This window comes from Arthrobacter ramosus, assembly GCF_039535095.1.
GTDB classification, from domain to species: Bacteria; Actinomycetota; Actinomycetes; order Actinomycetales; family Micrococcaceae; genus Arthrobacter; species Arthrobacter ramosus.
In genome coordinates this window covers 3,676,338-3,693,834 of the sequence record NZ_BAAAWN010000001.1, presented here as the reverse complement: position 1 = coordinate 3,693,834, position 17,497 = coordinate 3,676,338, and the positions used below count along the sequence as shown (strand labels likewise).

The following is a 17,497-nucleotide window of genomic DNA, read 5'->3' as shown; positions in this document are numbered from 1 at the left end:
CATACCCTGTCGAGCTGCCGTCGGCGGCGAAATTGGAAGTGACGGACGCCGGATTCGTGGTTGCAACCGATCAGGCAGGCGAGTTCCTAGGTGGCTTCTCTGCCCCATGGGCGAAGGACTCAGCAGGAAAGGCGATACCGACTCGCTACGAAGTGCACGGCACTAAACTGATACAGAAAGTAGAGCATCGTAGGGCTGGCGTCCAATACCCCGTTGTGTCGGATCCATGGCTTGGTGTGGACCTTTATCATCGGCCCTGGTGGAACAGCAGGAATGGCGGTTGGACCGTGAATGTTACGCCGACCGCCTGGGGAGTAACGTTTTCGAACGCTACGACTTGGTGGGCGCACCGCGACGAGGTCCGATCCAAGATGGGGGCCGATTCATGGCGCTGGACCGATTCAATTGAGCAGCAGTTCTATTGCCATATCGCCGGCCTGCCACTTTCACTACCCGAGTACAATCTCGAGTCATGGCGGCCTGCTTGGAATTGGTTAAGAATGGCACGATACAATTGTAATTACCCGGAAGGTGGTTGGGGATCCATTTGGCGTTAGGACGAAATGATATTTACTCGGCGACTATGAGAGGGGGGAAGCCTTCGTGACGGCATCCAAGATGAAAACTGCTTTAAAGATTTCAATCACAATCGCGATTATAGGCGCCGCCGTTTCAGCCGTTAGCCTCTTGACGTACTTCGTACGATACTCGCAGCATGACGCAAAGATCGGCCTGATTCCTTACGACGACTATCTTGAACTTACGAGAATGACGCTGATCGAGAAGTACTTCTTGGCGGCTGGCTCAATCTCGTGCTTGATAGCGGGAGTCGTCGCGATAATTATCCTCGTTCGAATTCGCAGTCGCCGACAGTAAATTTGCGGTCGATCGAGACTAAGCGATCAGCACTTACGGCAGACGAAAGGGCTACTTTCCAGGCGAGAGGACGGTGACGCCGGCGTCAACAGCAGCGGCGAGGAGCTCGGCGTCGTAGGCCACCAGCAGATCAGTTTGGAGCCTGATCGCGGTTGCCAGATGGATCGCATCCGCGCTCCGCAGCCGGCCGGGAAGTGCGGCGGCATACATCAGATCGGAACGGACGATGTCCACCAGGTTGATGCCGCTCAGGACGGTATTGACTGGTTCTGAGCCCAGTCTCCGCCGCCGCGCCACGCAATGAAGCTCGGTGTAGAGAAGCATCGACGCGACGAGGCGGTTTCCGCTTGAGGCCGCAGTCGAAAGATACTCAGCGACGGCGGGGGATTCCGGTTCGTCGACCACCAGCTTGAGGATCGCGGAAGTGTCCACATAAGTGATCACCGATCGCCACGCAGATCGGCGAGCATGCCCGAGCTGCTCATCGCACTCTTGATGCGCGGCACAAGCCTAAAATCCACGGGGCTCTCGCCAGCAGGGCGGACGCCGCCCGACTGCAACAGCCGCTCGAACGGCGAAGCGGAAGGCGGAATGAGGGTGGCCGCAATTTCCCCGTTGTTGGTCACGTCGATGATTTCGCCGTTTTTGACGCGCTCCAGAATCTTGCTGCTGTTGTTGCGGAGTTCGCGGTGCGGGATCGTGGTCATCATTTGCCTCCGTAGCAATCGTAGCACTGCCCTGGAGGCGGGATTTCGTTTAGACAGGCCCAGCAGCAATCCGTTCCAGCGCCCAGTCCCAACGGATCAGCTCCTGTTCCAGGCGGACGCCGTTTCCGTAGCGGTTGTTTCCCAGCGACTCGTAGACCTCCGCCTCCCCCGGGGTGAGCCTCGCCAATTGGGCCCGTGACGGTGACACTTCCACACTCCACGCCTCGCGATGGGCGAGCAGTGTCGCCTCATCCATGAGAACGCTGGACACGTGTGGGTGAACAGCGCGGAGCTGATCCAGGATCCGGAAGCCATGTGTGTCCAGATCTCCCCAGTACAGGACCTCACAATCCCGCATCCACTCCACGTCCCTCAGCGACGAAAATCCATAGCCGGCGCCAAACAACGCCAAGGACCGTGGCCGATGCGGAAGGGCAAGGAAGTTCACCAGATTTTCGGTGACGAGGACAGAGGTGACCGGTAGCCGGAGCGTACTGAAAGCCTCTGCCGTGACCATAACGTCGCGAGCATCGCCCAACAGCGGAATTTCGGGGTCCAGCAGCCGGAAGCGCACAAGTTCTGGCGGATGCAGGAAACCATGACGCTCAGCGAAGCGGGCTGCCGGTGTGCGCGCAATCGGGTTGAGCAGCAGGCCCCCAGCACCGTCCGAAGCAGCACCGTCCGAAGCAGCGTTGTCCGCGGCCGCGCTTTGGCCCGGCTGATCGTCCTCTGGCGGCGTGTGTTGCAGCACGGCCAGCATTTCATCAATGACCCGCCGATGAGTCTCGATGAACTTCGTGTGGACTCCGGGGAGGCTCAGTTGTCTTAGATAGATCCCCGGTCCGGGATTCGCCCTCAGCCACAGCGCCACCCGGGCAGCGCTCAGGGCGGCATCACCCAGAGCCAACAGTTGAAGGGGGCGTTTCATTGCCCAGGCACTTAGTGCCGGCTCCAAGCCGGCCAGCCGTCCGGCCAGCGAACGGAACCGCCCCAGCTCCCGGGTCTTGCCCACGAAGGCAACCTCGTCCGCCACTCCCGCGAACACTGCCGCGGCCGGGAGGAGGTTGGAACCGATGGTGGTGCGGCCGACGTCGACGGTTTCCAAAGTGTAGGTCCCCACCGAGGCGAACAGCTCAGCTGCCCACTCCCGCGCGGCCGCATAGTCGTCTCGCAGCTCTGCCGCCGAAGGCCGCTTAAGCGAACGACGGCGGGGGTACGCTTCCGTTGGTTCCAGCGCCTCGCGTAACAGTTGCCCGCGCTCCCACGTCGCAGCAGAGAGCGAACGCAGCCCCGCCAGCGTGGTCCAGGTCCGGGACGCACCCGTGTTTTTAGCCGGCACGGCGATCCCGTTCCTCGCGGTATTCCGTGATGGTCATGTTGCGGAGCTGGGAGTCGTTGCCGTTGGTGTTCGCTACGAAGCCCACGTGTGCTACAAAAGGCTCGATCACGTGGATCTTTTGTAGCGGCGTGACGATCAGTAGCTGCAGCTTCATGCGCCGGAAGAGTTCCAGGCCGTACCGGGCGGACTCGTCCGAGCCGCGGCCGAACGCCTCGTCAATGACCACAAAGCGGAAGCTGCGTCCTTTCGCCGCACCCTTCGCCACGCCTTTTCCTGATGCGAGCCCGAACTGGAACGCCAACGCCGCCGCGAGGATTGTGTAGGCCAGTTTTTCCTTCTGGCCGCCCGACTTTCCGCCTGAGTCGGTGAAATGCTCGAATTCCTCACCGGTCTCCGTCCACTTTTCCGAGGCTGAGAAAGTAAACCAGTTCCGCACGTCCGTTACTTTGGCTGTCCAACGTTCATCGAGTGCCGTGTAGCCCTCCCGTCCACGGAAGCGTTCGATCAGCCTCTCCACCTGCAGGTACTTCTGCTCCGAGTACTGGTCTTCGTCGCCGATGGTCCCCTCCGAGCAGGCCCGCAGGTCGATCCCGAACTGGCGCACGTCCAAGTCGGTTGAGCTCTGATGCTCCAGCTGGATATGTCTGCCCGGGTTGTATTCGATCCCCGCCAAGGACACGTTGATTTCACCGATCCGATTCACGATGTCCTGGCGCCGGCTGTCCAGGAAGGCGTTGAATGCCACCACCTCGTGGATGGTGTTCTGGGTCAGCGACTCCTTGAAGCGCGCCTCGAAACGCGGCAGATCGTCCTTCTCCAGCTGCTCAAGCAACCGGTTGAACTCTGGGGCTGCTTCCAGCGAGGCGTCGATGTCGGTGGTCTCGTTGGGGTACTTGCCGCGGAACTCCGTCATCAAGCGAACGGTAGATGCGGCCGCCGTCGCGATGCGTTTCGTGAGCGCATCGATCGACGCTGTCAGCCCCGATCGGACGGAGCTCTCGGCGGTGCCCGTGTTCTTGTAGGTGAGTGTTTTCTCGCCGAGCACCTCGGCGGCGAGCCGAGCGACGGCGGCCAGCACGGCGTCGTCGTCGGTCAGCGGATGCCCCAGCAGCGCCAGGCGGCATTCCTCGATCGCCGCAGCGATATCTTTGGCGTCCTTCTCATTGGCACCGAGCCGCTGCTGGATTTTGTTGGACTTCTCCTCGAAGCGCCCGAGCTTCCCGGTCACCTCGGTTTCTTTGGCCGTCAGCTGCTGCAGCACGCTGCTGGCCGACTGGAGTTCGTTCCTTTCCGCCTTGAGATCCTCGATCCGCCGCGCGGTCAGTTGCCAGCCGATCTCGGCGAAATCGGCCACAGAGCGGATTGTTCCGAGCTGCTGGTTTTGGCGCACGAGAGAGCCGAGGGACACGTCCACTTTGTGCAGCTGGGTTTCGACCACGCTGACCTTGCCGTCCACCTCGTCCCGCTCGGCGAGGAAACGGGTGATCTTGTCATGGTTATCCCAACCGAGGACGTAATTGCGCCGGTCCGCGAGATCCCGGCGATCATCCTTCTCATGCCTGCCCCTGCCGCCCTTGAGCTGGCCGTTGACCGTCAGGGATTTGGGGTAGCGGCGGAAATCCTCCATGGTCTCGCAGCAGACATAGTCGAACCGGGTGCTGAGTTCGTCCAGCAGGAAAGTGCGGAAGGGGGTACCTTGCTTGATGGCGATTTTCGCCGCCAGTGTCCCTGCTTCGGTGGGCCGCGCCGCGTTCGAATCTCCGACCTTCAGGTAGACCAACCTGGCTCGGAGGTTATTGGAATCCACCCAACTGCTGACCGCCGGGTAGTGCTCTGCGGAGACCAGCAGGGACAACGCGAAACCACGCAATGTTCTTTCCGCTGCGCCCTCCCATTCCGACTCGCCGTCGCGCACCCGCAGCAGTTCGCCGGCATAAGGCAGGACGGTTTCCGCGACGCCGATTCCCTCACACAGCCGACGGCGGAGCTCGAGTTGGGCGAGCGGCAGCAGGGTCTGGCGGGACTGCAGGCTAGCCAGTTCGGCGTCGATGTCTGCCTTGCGGCTGCTGAGTTCAGACCGCTCCAAAGTCAATCCGGTGCGGCGTTCCTGCAGCACACTGGATTCGGCAACAAGCTCCTGTTCCACCTCGCCAAAACGCGCCCGGTTCGCGTCGAAGAGCACACGGTCTTCCGGCATCCTCAGACCCAGTTCGACGGCGGCAGCTGAGTATCGCTCGAAGCGCTTGCGTTGGGAGCGGGACTCGTCCTCAAGCCGTGCGATCTCGGCGTCGATCGCGGCGAGCCGACCCCCACCGTTGGTGCGGATGTCCTCCTGGACCACTGAAAGTTCATGGCGCAGCCGCGAAATGTCCGCGCCGAGCTGGGTGCTGTCCTCCAGCAGTTTGACCCCGGTGTTTTCCAGCTCCCGCTGGTGTTCCAGGCTCAGCGTCAGCTGCTGATCCGTGAACCACGGATGCAACTGATCGCGCTGCTGGCGGGCGAGGGCGTCTTCGCCGCTCAGCTGCTCATGCACTGCGGCACCGTCACGGATCGGCTTCAGCAAGCCGATCTGGTCCTTCGCCCTCAGCACGGCCTCGTGGGCCTTCTTGAGGTCGTCGAAGTGGTGGATGAGGTTGTCGATGCGCGACTTCACGTCATCGTCCTCGAGCATGTTGGTCCGCACGAAGTGGGTGATGTTCTCCACCTGTTTCATGGAGACAGTGCGGTGGAACAGATCCATGGCTTGGTTGCCGCTGATGCCGAAATGACGCTTGAAAGCCGCGGCGTAGGGGTCGAAGGTGTCATGGACGGCCGCGCCCGCGGCACGAAGCTTCTTTTTCAGCTTGGCCGGATCCTGCCCGAAGTTGGCGAAGTCTTCCGCAATGGACTGCTCAGTTTCGGCCAACGAGTAGAAACGGCTGGGCTGGCCCGCTTCTTGCATGGTCCAGAGGGTGATGGCAAGCGTGACGGACTTATTGAGGACCGCGTTGTGGAAGACGCCGAGGACTACGGTGAGGGCTCCCGGTGCCCGGAGCGCCACGGGTTTGGAGTATTCGCCGCCGGTGCTGCGCGTGCTCTTGTGGAAGCCGCGAACGTACGACATGAGCGTGCGTTCGCGCTTCTGGGCGCCGGCGGCTTTGTTGTAGTCGATCCTATTGGCAGGGAGCAGCAGCGTGGTGATCGCATCAACTACTGTGGACTTCCCCGAACCGATGTCCCCGGTCAGAAGGCTATTGGCACCATCCAAACGGAAGGTGCGGACCCCGCCGTGGAATGTTCCCCAGTTGAGCAGCTCCAGGCGGTGCAGCCGAAAGCCCGGGAGGGCGCCGTCGTCGTCCTTTTGCCCCGACGGGAGCTCGTCCAAGCTGAAGAGGCCGTCCTGCAGCTCGGTGGTCATGCGTCGTCCGTTTCCGTTGAAACTGCGGGCTTTTGCCCCGTGAGTGAGCGGCGGTAGTCAGCCAGCCGGGCGTCGAACTCTTCCAGCCACTGGGCATCCACGTACGCCTTGAGGATGCGCGCCACCTCGTAGGTGCCGGTTTCTCCTCGCAATTTCCGCAGGAAACCGAGCTCTACGACCTTCTTGATGTTGGCACCCAGCTTGTCCAGGATCCGGGCTTCATTGCTGGACTCGGGCAGGAACACCGAAACCATGTCGGCAATTTCCTGCTCCGTCATGATGAGGCGGGTCTCGCTGCTATTCGTGTCGAACTCGAGCATCCGGGCACGCAGGAGGGCCAGGAGCAGGCTGACATCGAAGGTCAGTTGGCGTCGGGGGATAAGCCGGGGGAGCGTGACATCCGGGTCCTCGCGCGATTTGAGGAAGGCGTACCCTTCGGATTCGTCCAGGATCAGGTCCAGTCCGAGGACCGCAACATAGTCGCGGACCTGGGAGGCCAAGGCCAGAAGCGACTGCCAGATCTTCTCGTCGGTTTCGGAATAGACCACGCCTTTGAAGAGCCTCGTGACGACGCCGGGCAGTTCCTCGGGAGTGCGGGTGTCCAGTTCCATGATGGTGTTCATGCAGGCCTCACAAAGATGATTTGATCGATTGTCGCTTCGCGGATGCTTCCGTCCGGCAGGGACCAGGACAGTTGCTGGGTCGCCTCCGGGTTGATGTTCGCCCATTCCGACTCGGCAGCCAATTGGTAATAGGCAACCAGCTCCGCCAGGCCCTGCGACAGGGGATAGGCGGCGGTAATGTTAGCCAACGTGGCCTGGTCCGCGTCTTCCAGGACCGCATCGATGTGGGACTTGAGGTGCTCTTTGTCCACATAGAACTGGCTGAACAGGGCGCCAGCGTCAACATCGGCGTCGTCGGCGATGACGACGTCGTCCATCACCAGGACCCTGCTGCCCGGCTCGTAGAGGGGACGCTCAAACGGCAGCGCGACATCCACCGACGGCGCGGCGATCTCCATGAAAATGCCCGACGGCGGTTGGGCGCGGGTGGTGAGGGCGGTCGACTCGACGCTTCGGATCAGTTGCATGATCCGCTTGTTCTCCAGGAAGACCTTGTCGTCCAGGAGCCTGCGCATTTGCTGGGACAGCTGCCGGACAGTGGCTTGTGTCTGCTCGACGGCGGGCAGCCAGTCCTGGTGGAGGTTCGCCACGGCATGGAGATTGTCCATGCGGGACAGGGCTTCGATCTGCGTGGCGCGCTGAAGAAGGTCCCGTAGCTCCGTCCGGAGTTGTGGGGACATGAGGTAGTCCCAGAATCCCTGGAAGGTACGCCCCTGCAGGGAGCTGCCAATATCCTGCTGGTTGGCAAAAATGGAGTCGAGGAGCTCCCCTTGGCTGCCATCCCACGTGGCGATCTGCTCGCGCACCTGGCGGTCCAGCCGCCGGAAGTTTTGTTCGACTTCACGGAAGTCGGAGAGCAAGTCTTTGGCCAAAGTGGTCAGCTGCTGGAAGTGGTCCAGTGCTTCCGGAGCGCTCATGACCTTGATGTTGCCCTCGCGTAGGCGCTGCATTTCGGCGTCGATCCCGTCACGCTGGCGCTGGAGTTCGGCCAATCGCACTTCCGGGTCTGTCTCGGATTGCTGAACGAGCGTCTTGAGTACTGCGAAGATGCTGGTCAGGCGGGACTGAGTGGCCACGAAATCCCTCCCGCGCAGGTTCTCGACCCACCGCACCACGTCTTCCGCGGCGGCGGTGAGATCGTAGTGGGGTTCGTCCTCGCCGGGAACGTAGTATTTCCGCAGCCAGGCCCGCTCCGGATCGGCCCAATCGTCGAGGTATTCCGACGCTTGACGGGGAAATTTGCCTTCACCGAAGGACTCGCGGACGCCGAACAGCACATCCTCCAGAATGTCGATGAGTTGCTGCCGGCCGATGTTCCGTTGGTTGGGGCCGGTAAACGCGGCCATGAAGAAGTGCACAGCCAGCGGAGCGTTCTGGGCGCGAAGCAAGGCCCATCCTGCATGGTTTTCACGCAGTGAATTTATTGCGTAGTAATCCATATGATCCTCTGGTTCCAGCGATACCGGCCGCGTTCATGCAAGGTCCACTTCAACGGCTGCATCCCGTGGTTCTAGGCTAAGCGAGGTCCCGGACATTATTGGGGTCAGCCCGTGTGCAGCCGTCCAGTTTACGGCGCGCGTTACGGCGCGCGGCAGATGAAGGTTTTTGACAAATAGTAGCCATCCGCCCAAAGGCCTGTATGCTTGTAGCTGTTGTTGTGTTTGGCATTTGGTAGTTCAGGCAGTTCCCGCGGTTCATCAACCGCGACCTTCTGAAGTAACGGTGGAGAACACCCCACACCGGAGGCCCGACAGTCGGGACAACCTCCACCTTCAGTAAGGAAACTGAAAAAATGGCTACAGGTATCGTCAAGTGGTTCAACTCTGAAAAGGGCTTCGGCTTCATCTCCCCGGAAGATGGCAGCCAGGACGTTTTCGCTCACTACTCTGCAATCAACTCGGGCGGCTACCGCTCCCTCGAAGAGAACCAGAAGGTTTCCTTCGATGTCGAGCAGGGCCCCAAGGGTCCCCAGGCAGTAAACATCCAGGCTCTCTAAGCTTCGGATTTCAAAAAGCAGGGCCGGTCAATGACCGGCCCTGCTTTTTTGTGCCTATTTCCGGGGTGAGTGACTACTTCGCGACGCGCAAATTACCCGGGGATGCGCTAGATCCCTGGTGACACCTGAATCCAGGTGTCACCAGGGATTTGGCGTGTCGCCCAGCTTTTGCTGTAGCGCTCGGCCCTGGGCTTGGTCATGTCCGTCCGGGGATCGTCTTCGCCCGGGATGTGGGATTCTGCTCAATCATTCGAATGGGCAAATTCCGGGCCCGCGGAATCACGGGACCGGCAACTTCGACGGAGAGAATGATCCAGCAGAATCCGACGGTGTCCCTAGGTTGTCCTGTGTAACCCCTATTCGCAGGCTATGCCGTCGTTATCCCTGTCCAGCGCAGGCCGGTAACCTGGCTGACCCCGATAGATAGGTGCGGCGCCGGCGGCCCGGGCGGCCGTGCAGTTCGCATAGTAAACGGACGACGGCGCGACCGGCTGTACCTGCCTGGCCTGGGCTTGGTCTTGTTGTGCCTTCACTGCGGCAGCATCGGCGTCAGCCTTTGCCTGGGCCGCTGCCTGAGCTGCCGCTGCCTGAGCTGCCGCTGCGGCATCGGCCGCGGCCTTGTCAGATGCAGCCTTGTCTGCCGCCGCCTTCGCCGCCGCTGCGGTTGCTGCCGCACGCGCATCCGTCACTCGCTTGGACTCTGAGCTTTCCATCCAGAGCAGGACTCCCGTGTCCGACTTGGTGCAAATGAACTGCTTGGGTGGATAGCTCTCTGTTGCGCTCTCCGTCACGCAGGACACTGAGTTTGGCGCGGTCGGCGTCGGCGTCGGCGTCGGTGTTGGGGTGGGAGTCGCTGAAGCCGAAGCCGATTGCGTAGCGACGGCGTGCGAAATTGTCGGGCTAGCTCCGCCGCACGCGGCAAGGGAGAGTGCTGCGGCTGTTGACGTGACGATGGCAAAGACCTTGAAGCCGGCTTTGCGATATTTCAAGAAGTCGTGTGACGCGTGCTTTATTTCCCCGTTGTTTTTAGGCGCGCGAGTATTCATTAATTGCCCCCAATGATTCAGTTTTTGACGCGAATGTGAGCAGATCCTAGCATCTGAAATGCGAGAAAAGAAGAAGTTGTCCACATAGATGAGATGGCCTCTTGACGGCGCCCTCAAAAGCACGGCACCGGGTCCGTATTAGAAAATATGTTCGATCTGGAAAAAGAAGATTCGAATAAATATCCACATGTGCGAGGTTCGATCTAGAGGCGGCCACGAAACCCCCGTACCGTCGAAAGCAAGAGACCACCACCAGGAGAGCCATGGAGAAACCACCGCCAAACCTCATCTCATCGGACGCCGGGGGAACACTGAGATTTCGCCGGCGCACACGGAGATGCGGAACAAAACCCCACGTCGGCACACGTAGACGCCCCCCTGCGCACACTGAGTTTCGCCAAAACCACACTTAGATGGCGGTTTCGGACTTTACGGTTGCCCTTGGAACGAGGTTCGTCAGCGCACCCGGGGGGATTCCGCGGGAGTGCTTGGGAGTCCGCCTGCCCAACGCCCGGCTTTGGGCAGGAAACAGTTGAATAGTCTGGACCTCGCACCACCTAGGGCCCGGAGAGTGCTGGATCAGCGCATCAGAGAAAGTTGGATCGCGAGTGTTCGATCAGGAAGTTCGGCGAACGCTGGACTACGTTGCTCGCGGAATGATGGTTCGAATTGTCGGCGCGCCTGGCAGCGGCCGCACGAGTGTCGCGCAAAAGGCTATCGCCGATCTGGAAAATACCGGAGCGACGGTTTACTCCATTTCGGGACTCCGCTCACATCGCGGAATACCATTTGGTGGAATACATAGCCTGAGCCTGGATATTCGAATAGGCCAATTGGGAGTTCTAGGTGTGGCTGACACCCTGGCAAGCCGACTCTCCAGGCCAGGGGAGCGCGTGCTTGTAGTCGATGACCTCGAGTTCGTCGACGCGGAGACTGTAGCGGTTCTGGACGCCGTCCGGCGTCGGACAAAACGGCCCATGATCGTCACCATGAACGAGTCTTCCATCTACTCGATGGCACAGCCTGCGGTGCTCAGCCCCGGCCCGGAAGCCAGGGTTCACTTGAATCCGCTTCGCTACGAGCAGGTGAACGAGCTCCTCACCGACATTCTGGGAGCTCCTGCGGACGCCGACACCACTGCCCGGATCCTGACGAAATCGGCGGGGAACCCCCGGCTTGTGGTTCGCATCGCGGAAACTGCTTCCCTCAGTGGCTTGATTGTCCTCCGCCATGGTCAATGGCACATGACAGGCGACACCCTGTGGAACGAGCACCTCCATGGCACGGTGGAATCCCTCCTCGAAGGACTTGAACCCGACGAACTCACTGGCCTCCAAGCCATGGCCATCGCCGGGACGACGCCCCTCGATGTACTGCAACAGGTAGTCCATTCCGACGTTCTCGACAGGCTCGAACAGCGCGGCCTCATTTCCGTCACGGAAGATCTCCACAACACTGTCTGCGCTTCGATCACCCCGCCGGTCCTGGCCGACTATTTCCGCGGTCAAAGGGTGCTCACAAGCAGGCGGGTCCTGAAGAGCCGAATAACACGAGCCCTCAGTGGTTTGCCGCAGGAATCCCGCATTGACCTCAACTCGGCCGATTCGCTGATGAGGGTCCTGGCCGCGCTGCGCCTTGAACGGAACTCCGACGATGCGGCCACGGCGCGCCATTTTCATGAGCAAATCTCCGTCCTGGAGCGCCAGCGCTACGAGCGGTGGGATGCCGACAGATCGGTGTCGAATGCGGTCGCACTCCTGAGCGTCTACTGGGGATCGCCCATTGACGCATCGAGAATTGAGCGCGTGATCGCGCAGACGTTGACCTCTGAGGGAGAATCGTGCGATCTCCTGTTCCTGGCATTTACCAAAGCGCTTTGGGCGATCCATAAAGGCAAAGGACTGGATTCTGCTGCCGGCGTCCTCAGGAGCTTCGGGAAGGAACGTCCCGAATGGTCCGCAGAAGCCGAAGCCGCGGAACTTTTCCTCGTGGCATCCTACGATCGAATGCCGGAGAACCTCGACGAAATCTTCGCGCGGCTAGACGATCGTCACCCTGAAAGCGGTGTCATATCCAGCATCCGGGGCATCCTGGAACTCTACCGATTCAACCCTTCCGCCGCGCTCCAAGCCATCCAGCCTCCAGGCGGATTAAGAGGCATCCCGGGAATCGAACCGTTCATCCGCGGAATGGCATTGTTCAGCTCGGGGCGGATTGAGGAGTCAATTGTCTTTGCGCTTGACCAGCGTGCAGAAGCCCGGCGCAACCTGGACCAATTCGGGATGGTTTCCAACACCTATGTGGCTGCCCAAGCCCTGACCTACCGCGGCTATTTCGACGATGCCGAATACCTCATGGGCAGTATCTTTGCCATGGGGCGGCCGGGGTTCCTGGTGGCTTCCCTCCACGACGCCATGCTTAGGCTCGCTGGACTGAGGACGGCGACGTCCGCGATCTTGCCTGCAGCGACCCTTGCCACCCAGGCGAGGCGCGAAGCTGAAGACATCGGCCCACTCCCCGGAACCGCGAGAGGAGTCTACGAACTCGTCGCCGCGCGGCCCCTTATCCCAGCTGTATTCGACGGGAAGGCCGCGAAACTCATTCAACGGCAGCTCGAACGTGGCTATATCCTCGAGGCGATCTATTCCGCACTGTTCTTCACGTGCCTGCTCCCCGGCCGTAAGGTTCTCGAACTCCTTCGGCAGACCTTGAAAGAGCATCCCTCCTCCACTTCACATGATCAGCTTTTGGCAATTGCTGCCGCGGTAGTGGAGGACGACCACGTAATGCTAGGCGTGCTGCTTGAGCATTACGAGCCCGACGTCGACTTCTACCAGGTACGGATGCTGCTTCGCGGTGCTTTCAAGCGGTATGCGTTCGTGGACGACACCATCGGCGCGGCAGCGATGGACCGGGCGTACTCCATGTTCGCGACACGATTTCCCTCGGAGGATGAACCCGTCGCGTTTAGCTCCGGAAGCTACTCGCCCCTGACGGTCCGGGAAATCGAGATCGCAGCCCTGGCCGGTCATCGCTCCAACCCCGAGATCGCCGAGCATCTGGGAATCAGTATCAGGACCGTTGAAAGCCACGTCTCCAACGCGCTGCGCAAGACCGGAAGCCCTTCCCGCACCGCCCTCTTTGACCTCGTCCGGGATTCGTCTCCGTTCCGCGAGAAGCGGCTTTCGGAGTGAGCCGCGCGTGGGCTTCGGTCTACAACGATCCTCCTTCCTGCTTGAAGACGAAGGAATGTCTAACGGCCAGTTGCTCCGGAACTGTGTGGGAGATGAGGACAACTACTTTGTGCTGTGCCCATTCGCCGAGCTCGTCGATCAGGGCCTCGATTCCCCGAACGTCCATACCGTTGAAAGGCTCATCGATGGCGACCACAGGGGTATCGGCGACAGTGCACATGAGCAGCCAGAGCTTCCGGATATTGCCCGTCGACAGCATGGAGACGGGCTGTTCCGCCCAGTCCTCCAATCCGTATCTGGCCAGCCGGGCGAGCCCGGCCTCCGGGCCGACCTGACGGCTGCGGGCCGCAAGAGCCAGATGGTCGTGAACGGTCATGGAGGGGTAGAGCGCCGGCGTCGTACGGCAGACGCTCCGCACATGGCGCGCGTCGGGAGAGCCGGCGTCGATGCCGCAAAGACGAACGCTTCCGGCCCAAGGTTCGAGGAAACCGCTGATGAGCTCCAAGAGAGTCGATTTCCCGCTGCCATTGCTGCCGGCCACCCGGTAGAGCCCCGGCTCGTTCATGCCGAGACTGAGTCCGTCCAGGACGGGTGAGCCTTGCCGGTAGCCGGCGGTTACAGAATCAATTTCGATCGAAGCCTCAAAAGACGTTGGTGCAGGCATACGGCGGCTCCCAGGATCAAAAGGATGGAATAGCCCAGCAACAGCACGGTGCTGAACTCAGGGCTGACAACGAGGATGAGCGAGCAAGGAGAAATCAGGAGGAGTGTGAAGAGGCCGTCCATCACGTCGTTGGATTTGGTGCCGTCAGTGGTGGTTGGCGGACGGGAGAGCGATTCCGCGACCACTCCGGACGCTGCGACGATCAGGCCCGCGAGGACAGCACCGGGAGCCGGAATGTCCAAGGCGAGAAGTGCCCCCAGGAAGACAAACCCACCGATGGCCGCCCCCGCCATAACGTAGATCCCGACGAGCCGGACAACGATCGCAGTGGCGGAGACGCCGTTCTCCCACGCAAAGCGGTAGTGGTACAGCTTCGCTGTGGGCCCGATCCGATAGAGCATCGGTTCCGTGACGCCCAAGCTCAGGAGCACGGCAATACCAATCAAGGATTTGTGCAGTTCCCCGACGCCGAGAGCTGAGTGAAGGGGGAGGATGCCCCTCGCTCCCAGGAGGATGCCAACGACGGCGATCCAGGCGAGGACGATGGTGGTGATCACCGAGCCCTGTTTGCTGCTCAACAGATCAGTGACAACGAAAAGCCCGAAGTTTGTCACCGGTCGCTGACAGCCGCCCCGTGCGGCGCTGAAGGAAATCTTGCGGTAGCTGAGGCGGCGCCACGCGCGGATGCTGAGGAGGATCAATACCCCGGATGCAACAGCCGCTAGCAAGCACAACGCCGGAAGGAATCGCGAGGGGTCCTCGGCGAGGCCGTCCAGCCGGGAGAGCTGAGGCACGAGGAAGCCGGTGGCCAACCCAAGCAACACTCCGGGGACGAGAGCCAAGAGGCAGTACCTCCAATGGAGGCCTATCCGTCGTGCAGGCGTCGAAGCGAAATGGAGAACACAATAGACGCAAGCACAGGACGCGAGAGTCAGGACGGAGATGGATGCCGCCACGACGTCGATGTAGCTCGACGATTCCTCGAAGAAGACCAGAAGGAATACCGCGGCTGAATACCAAAGGATGCCTGTGCGGCGGAACGCCGGGACCAGACCGTATCTCACCACAACCTGCGGGAGGGGAAGTTCCATCGCCCGGAAGAGCTCCAAGTGCGGAGTGCCAGAGACTGCCAGCCGTCGGCTCGAAACTACCTCGGTGAGCACTGTCGCGACAGCGGAGTAGAGGATCGCGAGGAATCCCCAATTGAGCACAGCGGCCGCGTCATGGCGGAGCGGGCCGTCGCGGAGAACGGACATCGTGGACGCGAACGCCGTTGTTCCGAGCAGGACCAAGGCTATCGATCCGAAGATAGCGAGGGCCCTGAAGCCATCCAACGTGAGCGGCAAACGCATCGCATTGACGATTTCGAACGCCCGGAAGTCCCGCAGGATTCGGTAGTCGGACCGCCGGACCGACGCGGCTGTGACTCTGGCGCTCGAAACCTGGCCTGCGACGTCGGCGGGAGAGACTTTGGCCGTCATCAGCGCTTAGAACTTGCTCCGCGGACTCTTCTTCTGGACTGAGTCCATGAAGGCCACAACGGTGAGGACCGTAAGCCCGAGCGCACAGACGACGGCGACGGCCGACGTCGTTCCCTGGAACGGGACAACTATTACCGGACTGAGGGTCGCCGCGTTGGCAAAACCGGCGACGGCGAAAACGGCCGCCTTGAGCGGCAGCCATTTCCCGGCCGGGCTGAATGCCGCAATCAGGGGTGCTGCCACTCCGAAGACGAGAAGTACGGTGACCGTTGTGTTCTTCAGGGCGAGCGGATCAATATTGTTGAGGCCTTCCGGGGCAGGAGAAGCCCAAATGAGGCCGAGGGAAATGCCGGAGAATGCAGCGACCATGAGGCCCACGATTCGTAGAAGAAGGCTGTAGAGCTGAGTAGTCATTGAGAATTTCTGTCCGTGGGTGGTGGTTGAAGAAGGTCAGCCGATGGCAACTATTGTTGACAGAGCTATGGCTGAAAGCACAACGAGGATCTTCCTGCCTGTGGAAAACCCGCGCCAATGTCGGTAGAAGATCGCCAGGGCGAGAACGGCCATCGAGGGGAAATAGGCCCAATATCCGGGGACATCCCGCGGTTGGAGGACGCCGAACACCACGCTGAAGAGATTCACGGGGATCGTGGCGAGAATGGCGATCACAAAGAAGGCTCCGATATTGAAGCGGCCCGCGAGTAGCCATTTTCCCGGGATCACTCTTTTGTCCAGGAACGCGGCGAGGGAAAAGTACAAAGCGATGATTACCGCGTAGAGAAGAAAGAACAAAACGGTGCCCACCGTCATGGAGAGATTCAGCAGGCGATCGTCCCCGATTTCCGACCGCACTTCCGCCGGAACGTTCGCGCTGAGATACTTCCTGGTCAGGGGAAGCCGCAGGGCCACCAAGGCCATCAGCAGAATGTAGCCCGCGATCCACAGAGCGCGGGACGTGGGGACCCATTCCCTGGCCGCGGTTGGCTCGGGCTGCAACTTTCCGACCTTAGCGACGCTGATGACGGTTTCGGACTCTCGGCCGTCTTCCGTGCTGGTCATGAAGTCCTCCTCAGGTCTTTAGCTGGATCACGATGGCCTCGATGGCGGCACCGAGGACTATCAAGGCGATGGCAATGAGCAAGGTGCCGAGGGAACGGGCCATGTCGTCGATGAACGAGCGCACAGTTGCGGGCTCGTTCTTCATCAGCAGCCTGCGAGTGAGGCCCGCGGCGGGCTGGAATCCGGCGGTCGCCGCCATCACCAGGCCGAAGAATTCGAACGGGACATACCAAATCACGTCGGCAACCAGGCCGGTCCCGCCGACGGAATGCACCCCGAGGGATACCGTCGCCCCGACATACAGCGCCAGGATTCCGGCTCCGAGAAGCGTAGTGAGCCCAAGGGTCGCGACCCCCGAATAGAGCAACAAGGCCGCGCCGACGTTCCGGCCGAGGATCTGGAGAAAGTCTTTGCTGTAGAGGGGACTCCCACCCATGTCCTTCGCGTCCCGGATCCAGGACAGGTCCACGGCCGAGTAACCGAAGACGGCTATGGCTGCCATGGCCAGACCCGTGCTTGGGAGCAACCATCCAGGGATGCCCCCAAGCACGCGTGCTGTCTTAGCAAGCATCGATTTACGCGACTGCTTGCGCCCGGCCGATGCGGAAGAGGATTCCTCGAGCCGTTGCGATCAAGGCGCCAGTGATTCCTGCCCCGAATATAGTGCCGATGACAACGAGAGCCCAGCCTCCGACCTCGATGGCGTTCACAATCTGGGACGCCGCCGCGGCAGAGATGCCGAGGGACCCCGCGATCCATGAAACGGCCATGCTCGCGCCGAAGATGCCGACCACAGCCAGCGCGGCCGCGGCCGCGGCCTGAAGGCCGGTCCTTTTCGTCATTGTTGATTCCACTACAACCCCATTTCTCGAGTAGAACGGCCAACGGTATTGCTGGCCTTGAAACGTGGTGCCCCTCCTCAAGGAAGGCCATCCACGATTCAGATTCTCTCGGTGAAATTGGCGTCTACGTGTAAAAAACGGAAAAATCCGTGTGCCAAAGGCCGTTTCTCAGTGTGAACAAGCCGGATCTCCGTGTGCCTGCGGGCCCGTCTACGTGTTCACAGGGCAAAAACACTGAGACCCGCTGGCGGCCCTCATCACGGCCGCGGCCAA

Annotated in this window: 16 protein-coding genes; 3 read left to right on the top strand and 13 right to left on the bottom strand. The window is 60.9% G+C overall.

The features are described 5' to 3' along the window. The first annotated feature begins 38 nt into the window (after positions 1 to 38). Positions 39 to 557: a DUF2599 domain-containing protein gene (locus ABD742_RS24385; protein ID WP_425547586.1), complete on the top strand. Its 519-nt coding sequence runs from the start codon at positions 39 to 41 to the stop codon at positions 555 to 557. Positions 558 to 927: 370 nt separating this feature from the next. Here ABD742_RS24385 and ABD742_RS17020 read toward each other — a convergent pair whose 3' ends face one another. The 6 genes from ABD742_RS17020 to ABD742_RS16995 are packed head-to-tail and all read right to left on the bottom strand — an operon-like array spanning position 928 to position 8,381. Next, complete coding sequence (locus ABD742_RS17020; RefSeq protein ID WP_344788607.1) at positions 928 to 1,308, bottom strand: type II toxin-antitoxin system VapC family toxin; 381 nt, start codon at positions 1,306 to 1,308, stop codon at positions 928 to 930. An 8-nt stretch (positions 1,309 to 1,316) separates the two neighbouring features. Continuing rightward, a complete protein-coding gene (locus tag ABD742_RS17015) occupies positions 1,317 to 1,586 on the bottom strand; it encodes a type II toxin-antitoxin system Phd/YefM family antitoxin (protein ID WP_234751163.1) in 270 nt (89 codons plus the stop codon). A 46-nt stretch (positions 1,587 to 1,632) separates the two neighbouring features. After that, on the bottom strand, positions 1,633 to 2,922 hold the full coding sequence (locus ABD742_RS17010) for a Wadjet anti-phage system protein JetD domain-containing protein (RefSeq protein WP_234751164.1): 1,290 nt from the start codon (positions 2,920 to 2,922) through the stop codon (positions 1,633 to 1,635). Beyond that, positions 2,912 to 6,319 carry an ATP-binding protein gene (locus ABD742_RS17005; protein ID WP_234751165.1) on the bottom strand — a complete coding sequence of 1,136 codons (3,408 nt, stop codon included), beginning with the start codon at positions 6,317 to 6,319 and terminating at the stop codon, positions 2,912 to 2,914. The genes ABD742_RS17010 and ABD742_RS17005 overlap by 11 nt, the downstream gene beginning before the upstream one ends. Next, positions 6,316 to 6,942: a DUF4194 domain-containing protein gene (locus ABD742_RS17000; RefSeq protein WP_234751166.1), complete on the bottom strand. Its 627-nt coding sequence runs from the start codon at positions 6,940 to 6,942 to the stop codon at positions 6,316 to 6,318. Before ABD742_RS17000 ends, ABD742_RS17005 begins: the two co-directional genes overlap by 4 nt. Then, a complete protein-coding gene (locus tag ABD742_RS16995; RefSeq protein WP_234751167.1) occupies positions 6,939 to 8,381 on the bottom strand; it encodes a DUF3375 domain-containing protein in 1,443 nt (480 codons plus the stop codon). Before ABD742_RS16995 ends, ABD742_RS17000 begins: the two co-directional genes overlap by 4 nt. A 353-nt stretch (positions 8,382 to 8,734) precedes the next feature. Here ABD742_RS16995 and cspE point away from each other — a divergent pair, with 353 nt between their 5' ends. After that, positions 8,735 to 8,938 carry a transcription antiterminator/RNA stability regulator CspE gene (gene cspE, locus ABD742_RS16990; protein WP_028266315.1) on the top strand — a complete coding sequence of 68 codons (204 nt, stop codon included), beginning with the start codon at positions 8,735 to 8,737 and terminating at the stop codon, positions 8,936 to 8,938. A gap of 356 nt (positions 8,939 to 9,294) precedes the next feature. Here the strand turns inward: cspE and ABD742_RS16985 are convergent, their stop codons facing one another. After that, positions 9,295 to 9,927: an excalibur calcium-binding domain-containing protein gene (locus ABD742_RS16985; protein ID WP_234751168.1), complete on the bottom strand. Its 633-nt coding sequence runs from the start codon at positions 9,925 to 9,927 to the stop codon at positions 9,295 to 9,297. 905 nt (positions 9,928 to 10,832) lie between these two features. On the opposite strand from ABD742_RS16985, the gene ABD742_RS16980 reads away from it, so the two are divergent. After that, positions 10,833 to 13,178, top strand: a complete 2,346-nt coding sequence (locus ABD742_RS16980; RefSeq protein ID WP_234751169.1) for a helix-turn-helix transcriptional regulator — start codon at positions 10,833 to 10,835, stop codon at positions 13,176 to 13,178. Between the two features lie 19 nt (positions 13,179 to 13,197). Here ABD742_RS16980 and ABD742_RS16975 read toward each other — a convergent pair whose 3' ends face one another. The 6 genes from ABD742_RS16975 to ABD742_RS16950 all read right to left on the bottom strand — a co-directional run bounded on the left by ABD742_RS16975 (position 13,198) and on the right by ABD742_RS16950 (position 17,224). Beyond that, complete coding sequence (locus ABD742_RS16975; RefSeq protein WP_234751170.1) at positions 13,198 to 13,842, bottom strand: ABC transporter ATP-binding protein; 645 nt, start codon at positions 13,840 to 13,842, stop codon at positions 13,198 to 13,200. Continuing rightward, complete coding sequence (locus ABD742_RS16970; protein ID WP_234751171.1) at positions 13,794 to 15,323, bottom strand: hypothetical protein; 1,530 nt, start codon at positions 15,321 to 15,323, stop codon at positions 13,794 to 13,796. Before ABD742_RS16970 ends, ABD742_RS16975 begins: the two co-directional genes overlap by 49 nt. 6 nt (positions 15,324 to 15,329) lie before the next feature. After that, on the bottom strand, positions 15,330 to 15,737 hold the full coding sequence (locus ABD742_RS16965; RefSeq protein WP_234751172.1) for a hypothetical protein: 408 nt from the start codon (positions 15,735 to 15,737) through the stop codon (positions 15,330 to 15,332). A gap of 36 nt (positions 15,738 to 15,773) precedes the next feature. Beyond that, positions 15,774 to 16,382, bottom strand: a complete 609-nt coding sequence (locus ABD742_RS16960; RefSeq protein WP_234751173.1) for a hypothetical protein — start codon at positions 16,380 to 16,382, stop codon at positions 15,774 to 15,776. A 10-nt stretch (positions 16,383 to 16,392) separates the two neighbouring features. Beyond that, entirely contained in the window at positions 16,393 to 16,884 is a 492-nt protein-coding gene (locus ABD742_RS16955; RefSeq protein WP_234751174.1) for a stage II sporulation protein M, read from the bottom strand. 73 nt (positions 16,885 to 16,957) lie between these two features. Next, entirely contained in the window at positions 16,958 to 17,224 is a 267-nt protein-coding gene (locus tag ABD742_RS16950; protein WP_234751175.1) for an uberolysin/carnocyclin family circular bacteriocin, read from the bottom strand. Positions 17,225 to 17,497: the final 273 nt, after the last annotated feature.

Coding starts and splice junctions, on each gene's coding strand:
- ABD742_RS17015 (WP_234751163.1), bottom strand. CDS start 1,586: ATGATGACCACGATCCCGCACCGCGAACTCCGCAACAACAGCAGCAAG.
- ABD742_RS17005 (WP_234751165.1), bottom strand. CDS start 6,319: ATGACCACCGAGCTGCAGGACGGCCTCTTCAGCTTGGACGAGCTCCCG.
- ABD742_RS17000 (WP_234751166.1), bottom strand. CDS start 6,942: ATGAACACCATCATGGAACTGGACACCCGCACTCCCGAGGAACTGCCC.
- ABD742_RS16995 (WP_234751167.1), bottom strand. CDS start 8,381: ATGGATTACTACGCAATAAATTCACTGCGTGAAAACCATGCAGGATGG.
- cspE (WP_028266315.1), top strand. CDS start 8,735: ATGGCTACAGGTATCGTCAAGTGGTTCAACTCTGAAAAGGGCTTCGGC.
- ABD742_RS16975 (WP_234751170.1), bottom strand. CDS start 13,842: ATGCCTGCACCAACGTCTTTTGAGGCTTCGATCGAAATTGATTCTGTA.
- ABD742_RS16970 (WP_234751171.1), bottom strand. CDS start 15,323: ATGACGGCCAAAGTCTCTCCCGCCGACGTCGCAGGCCAGGTTTCGAGC.
- ABD742_RS16965 (WP_234751172.1), bottom strand. CDS start 15,737: ATGACTACTCAGCTCTACAGCCTTCTTCTACGAATCGTGGGCCTCATG.
- ABD742_RS16960 (WP_234751173.1), bottom strand. CDS start 16,382: ATGACCAGCACGGAAGACGGCCGAGAGTCCGAAACCGTCATCAGCGTC.
- ABD742_RS16955 (WP_234751174.1), bottom strand. CDS start 16,884: ATGGCAGCCATAGCCGTCTTCGGTTACTCGGCCGTGGACCTGTCCTGG.
- ABD742_RS16950 (WP_234751175.1), bottom strand. CDS start 17,224: ATGACGAAAAGGACCGGCCTTCAGGCCGCGGCCGCGGCCGCGCTGGCT.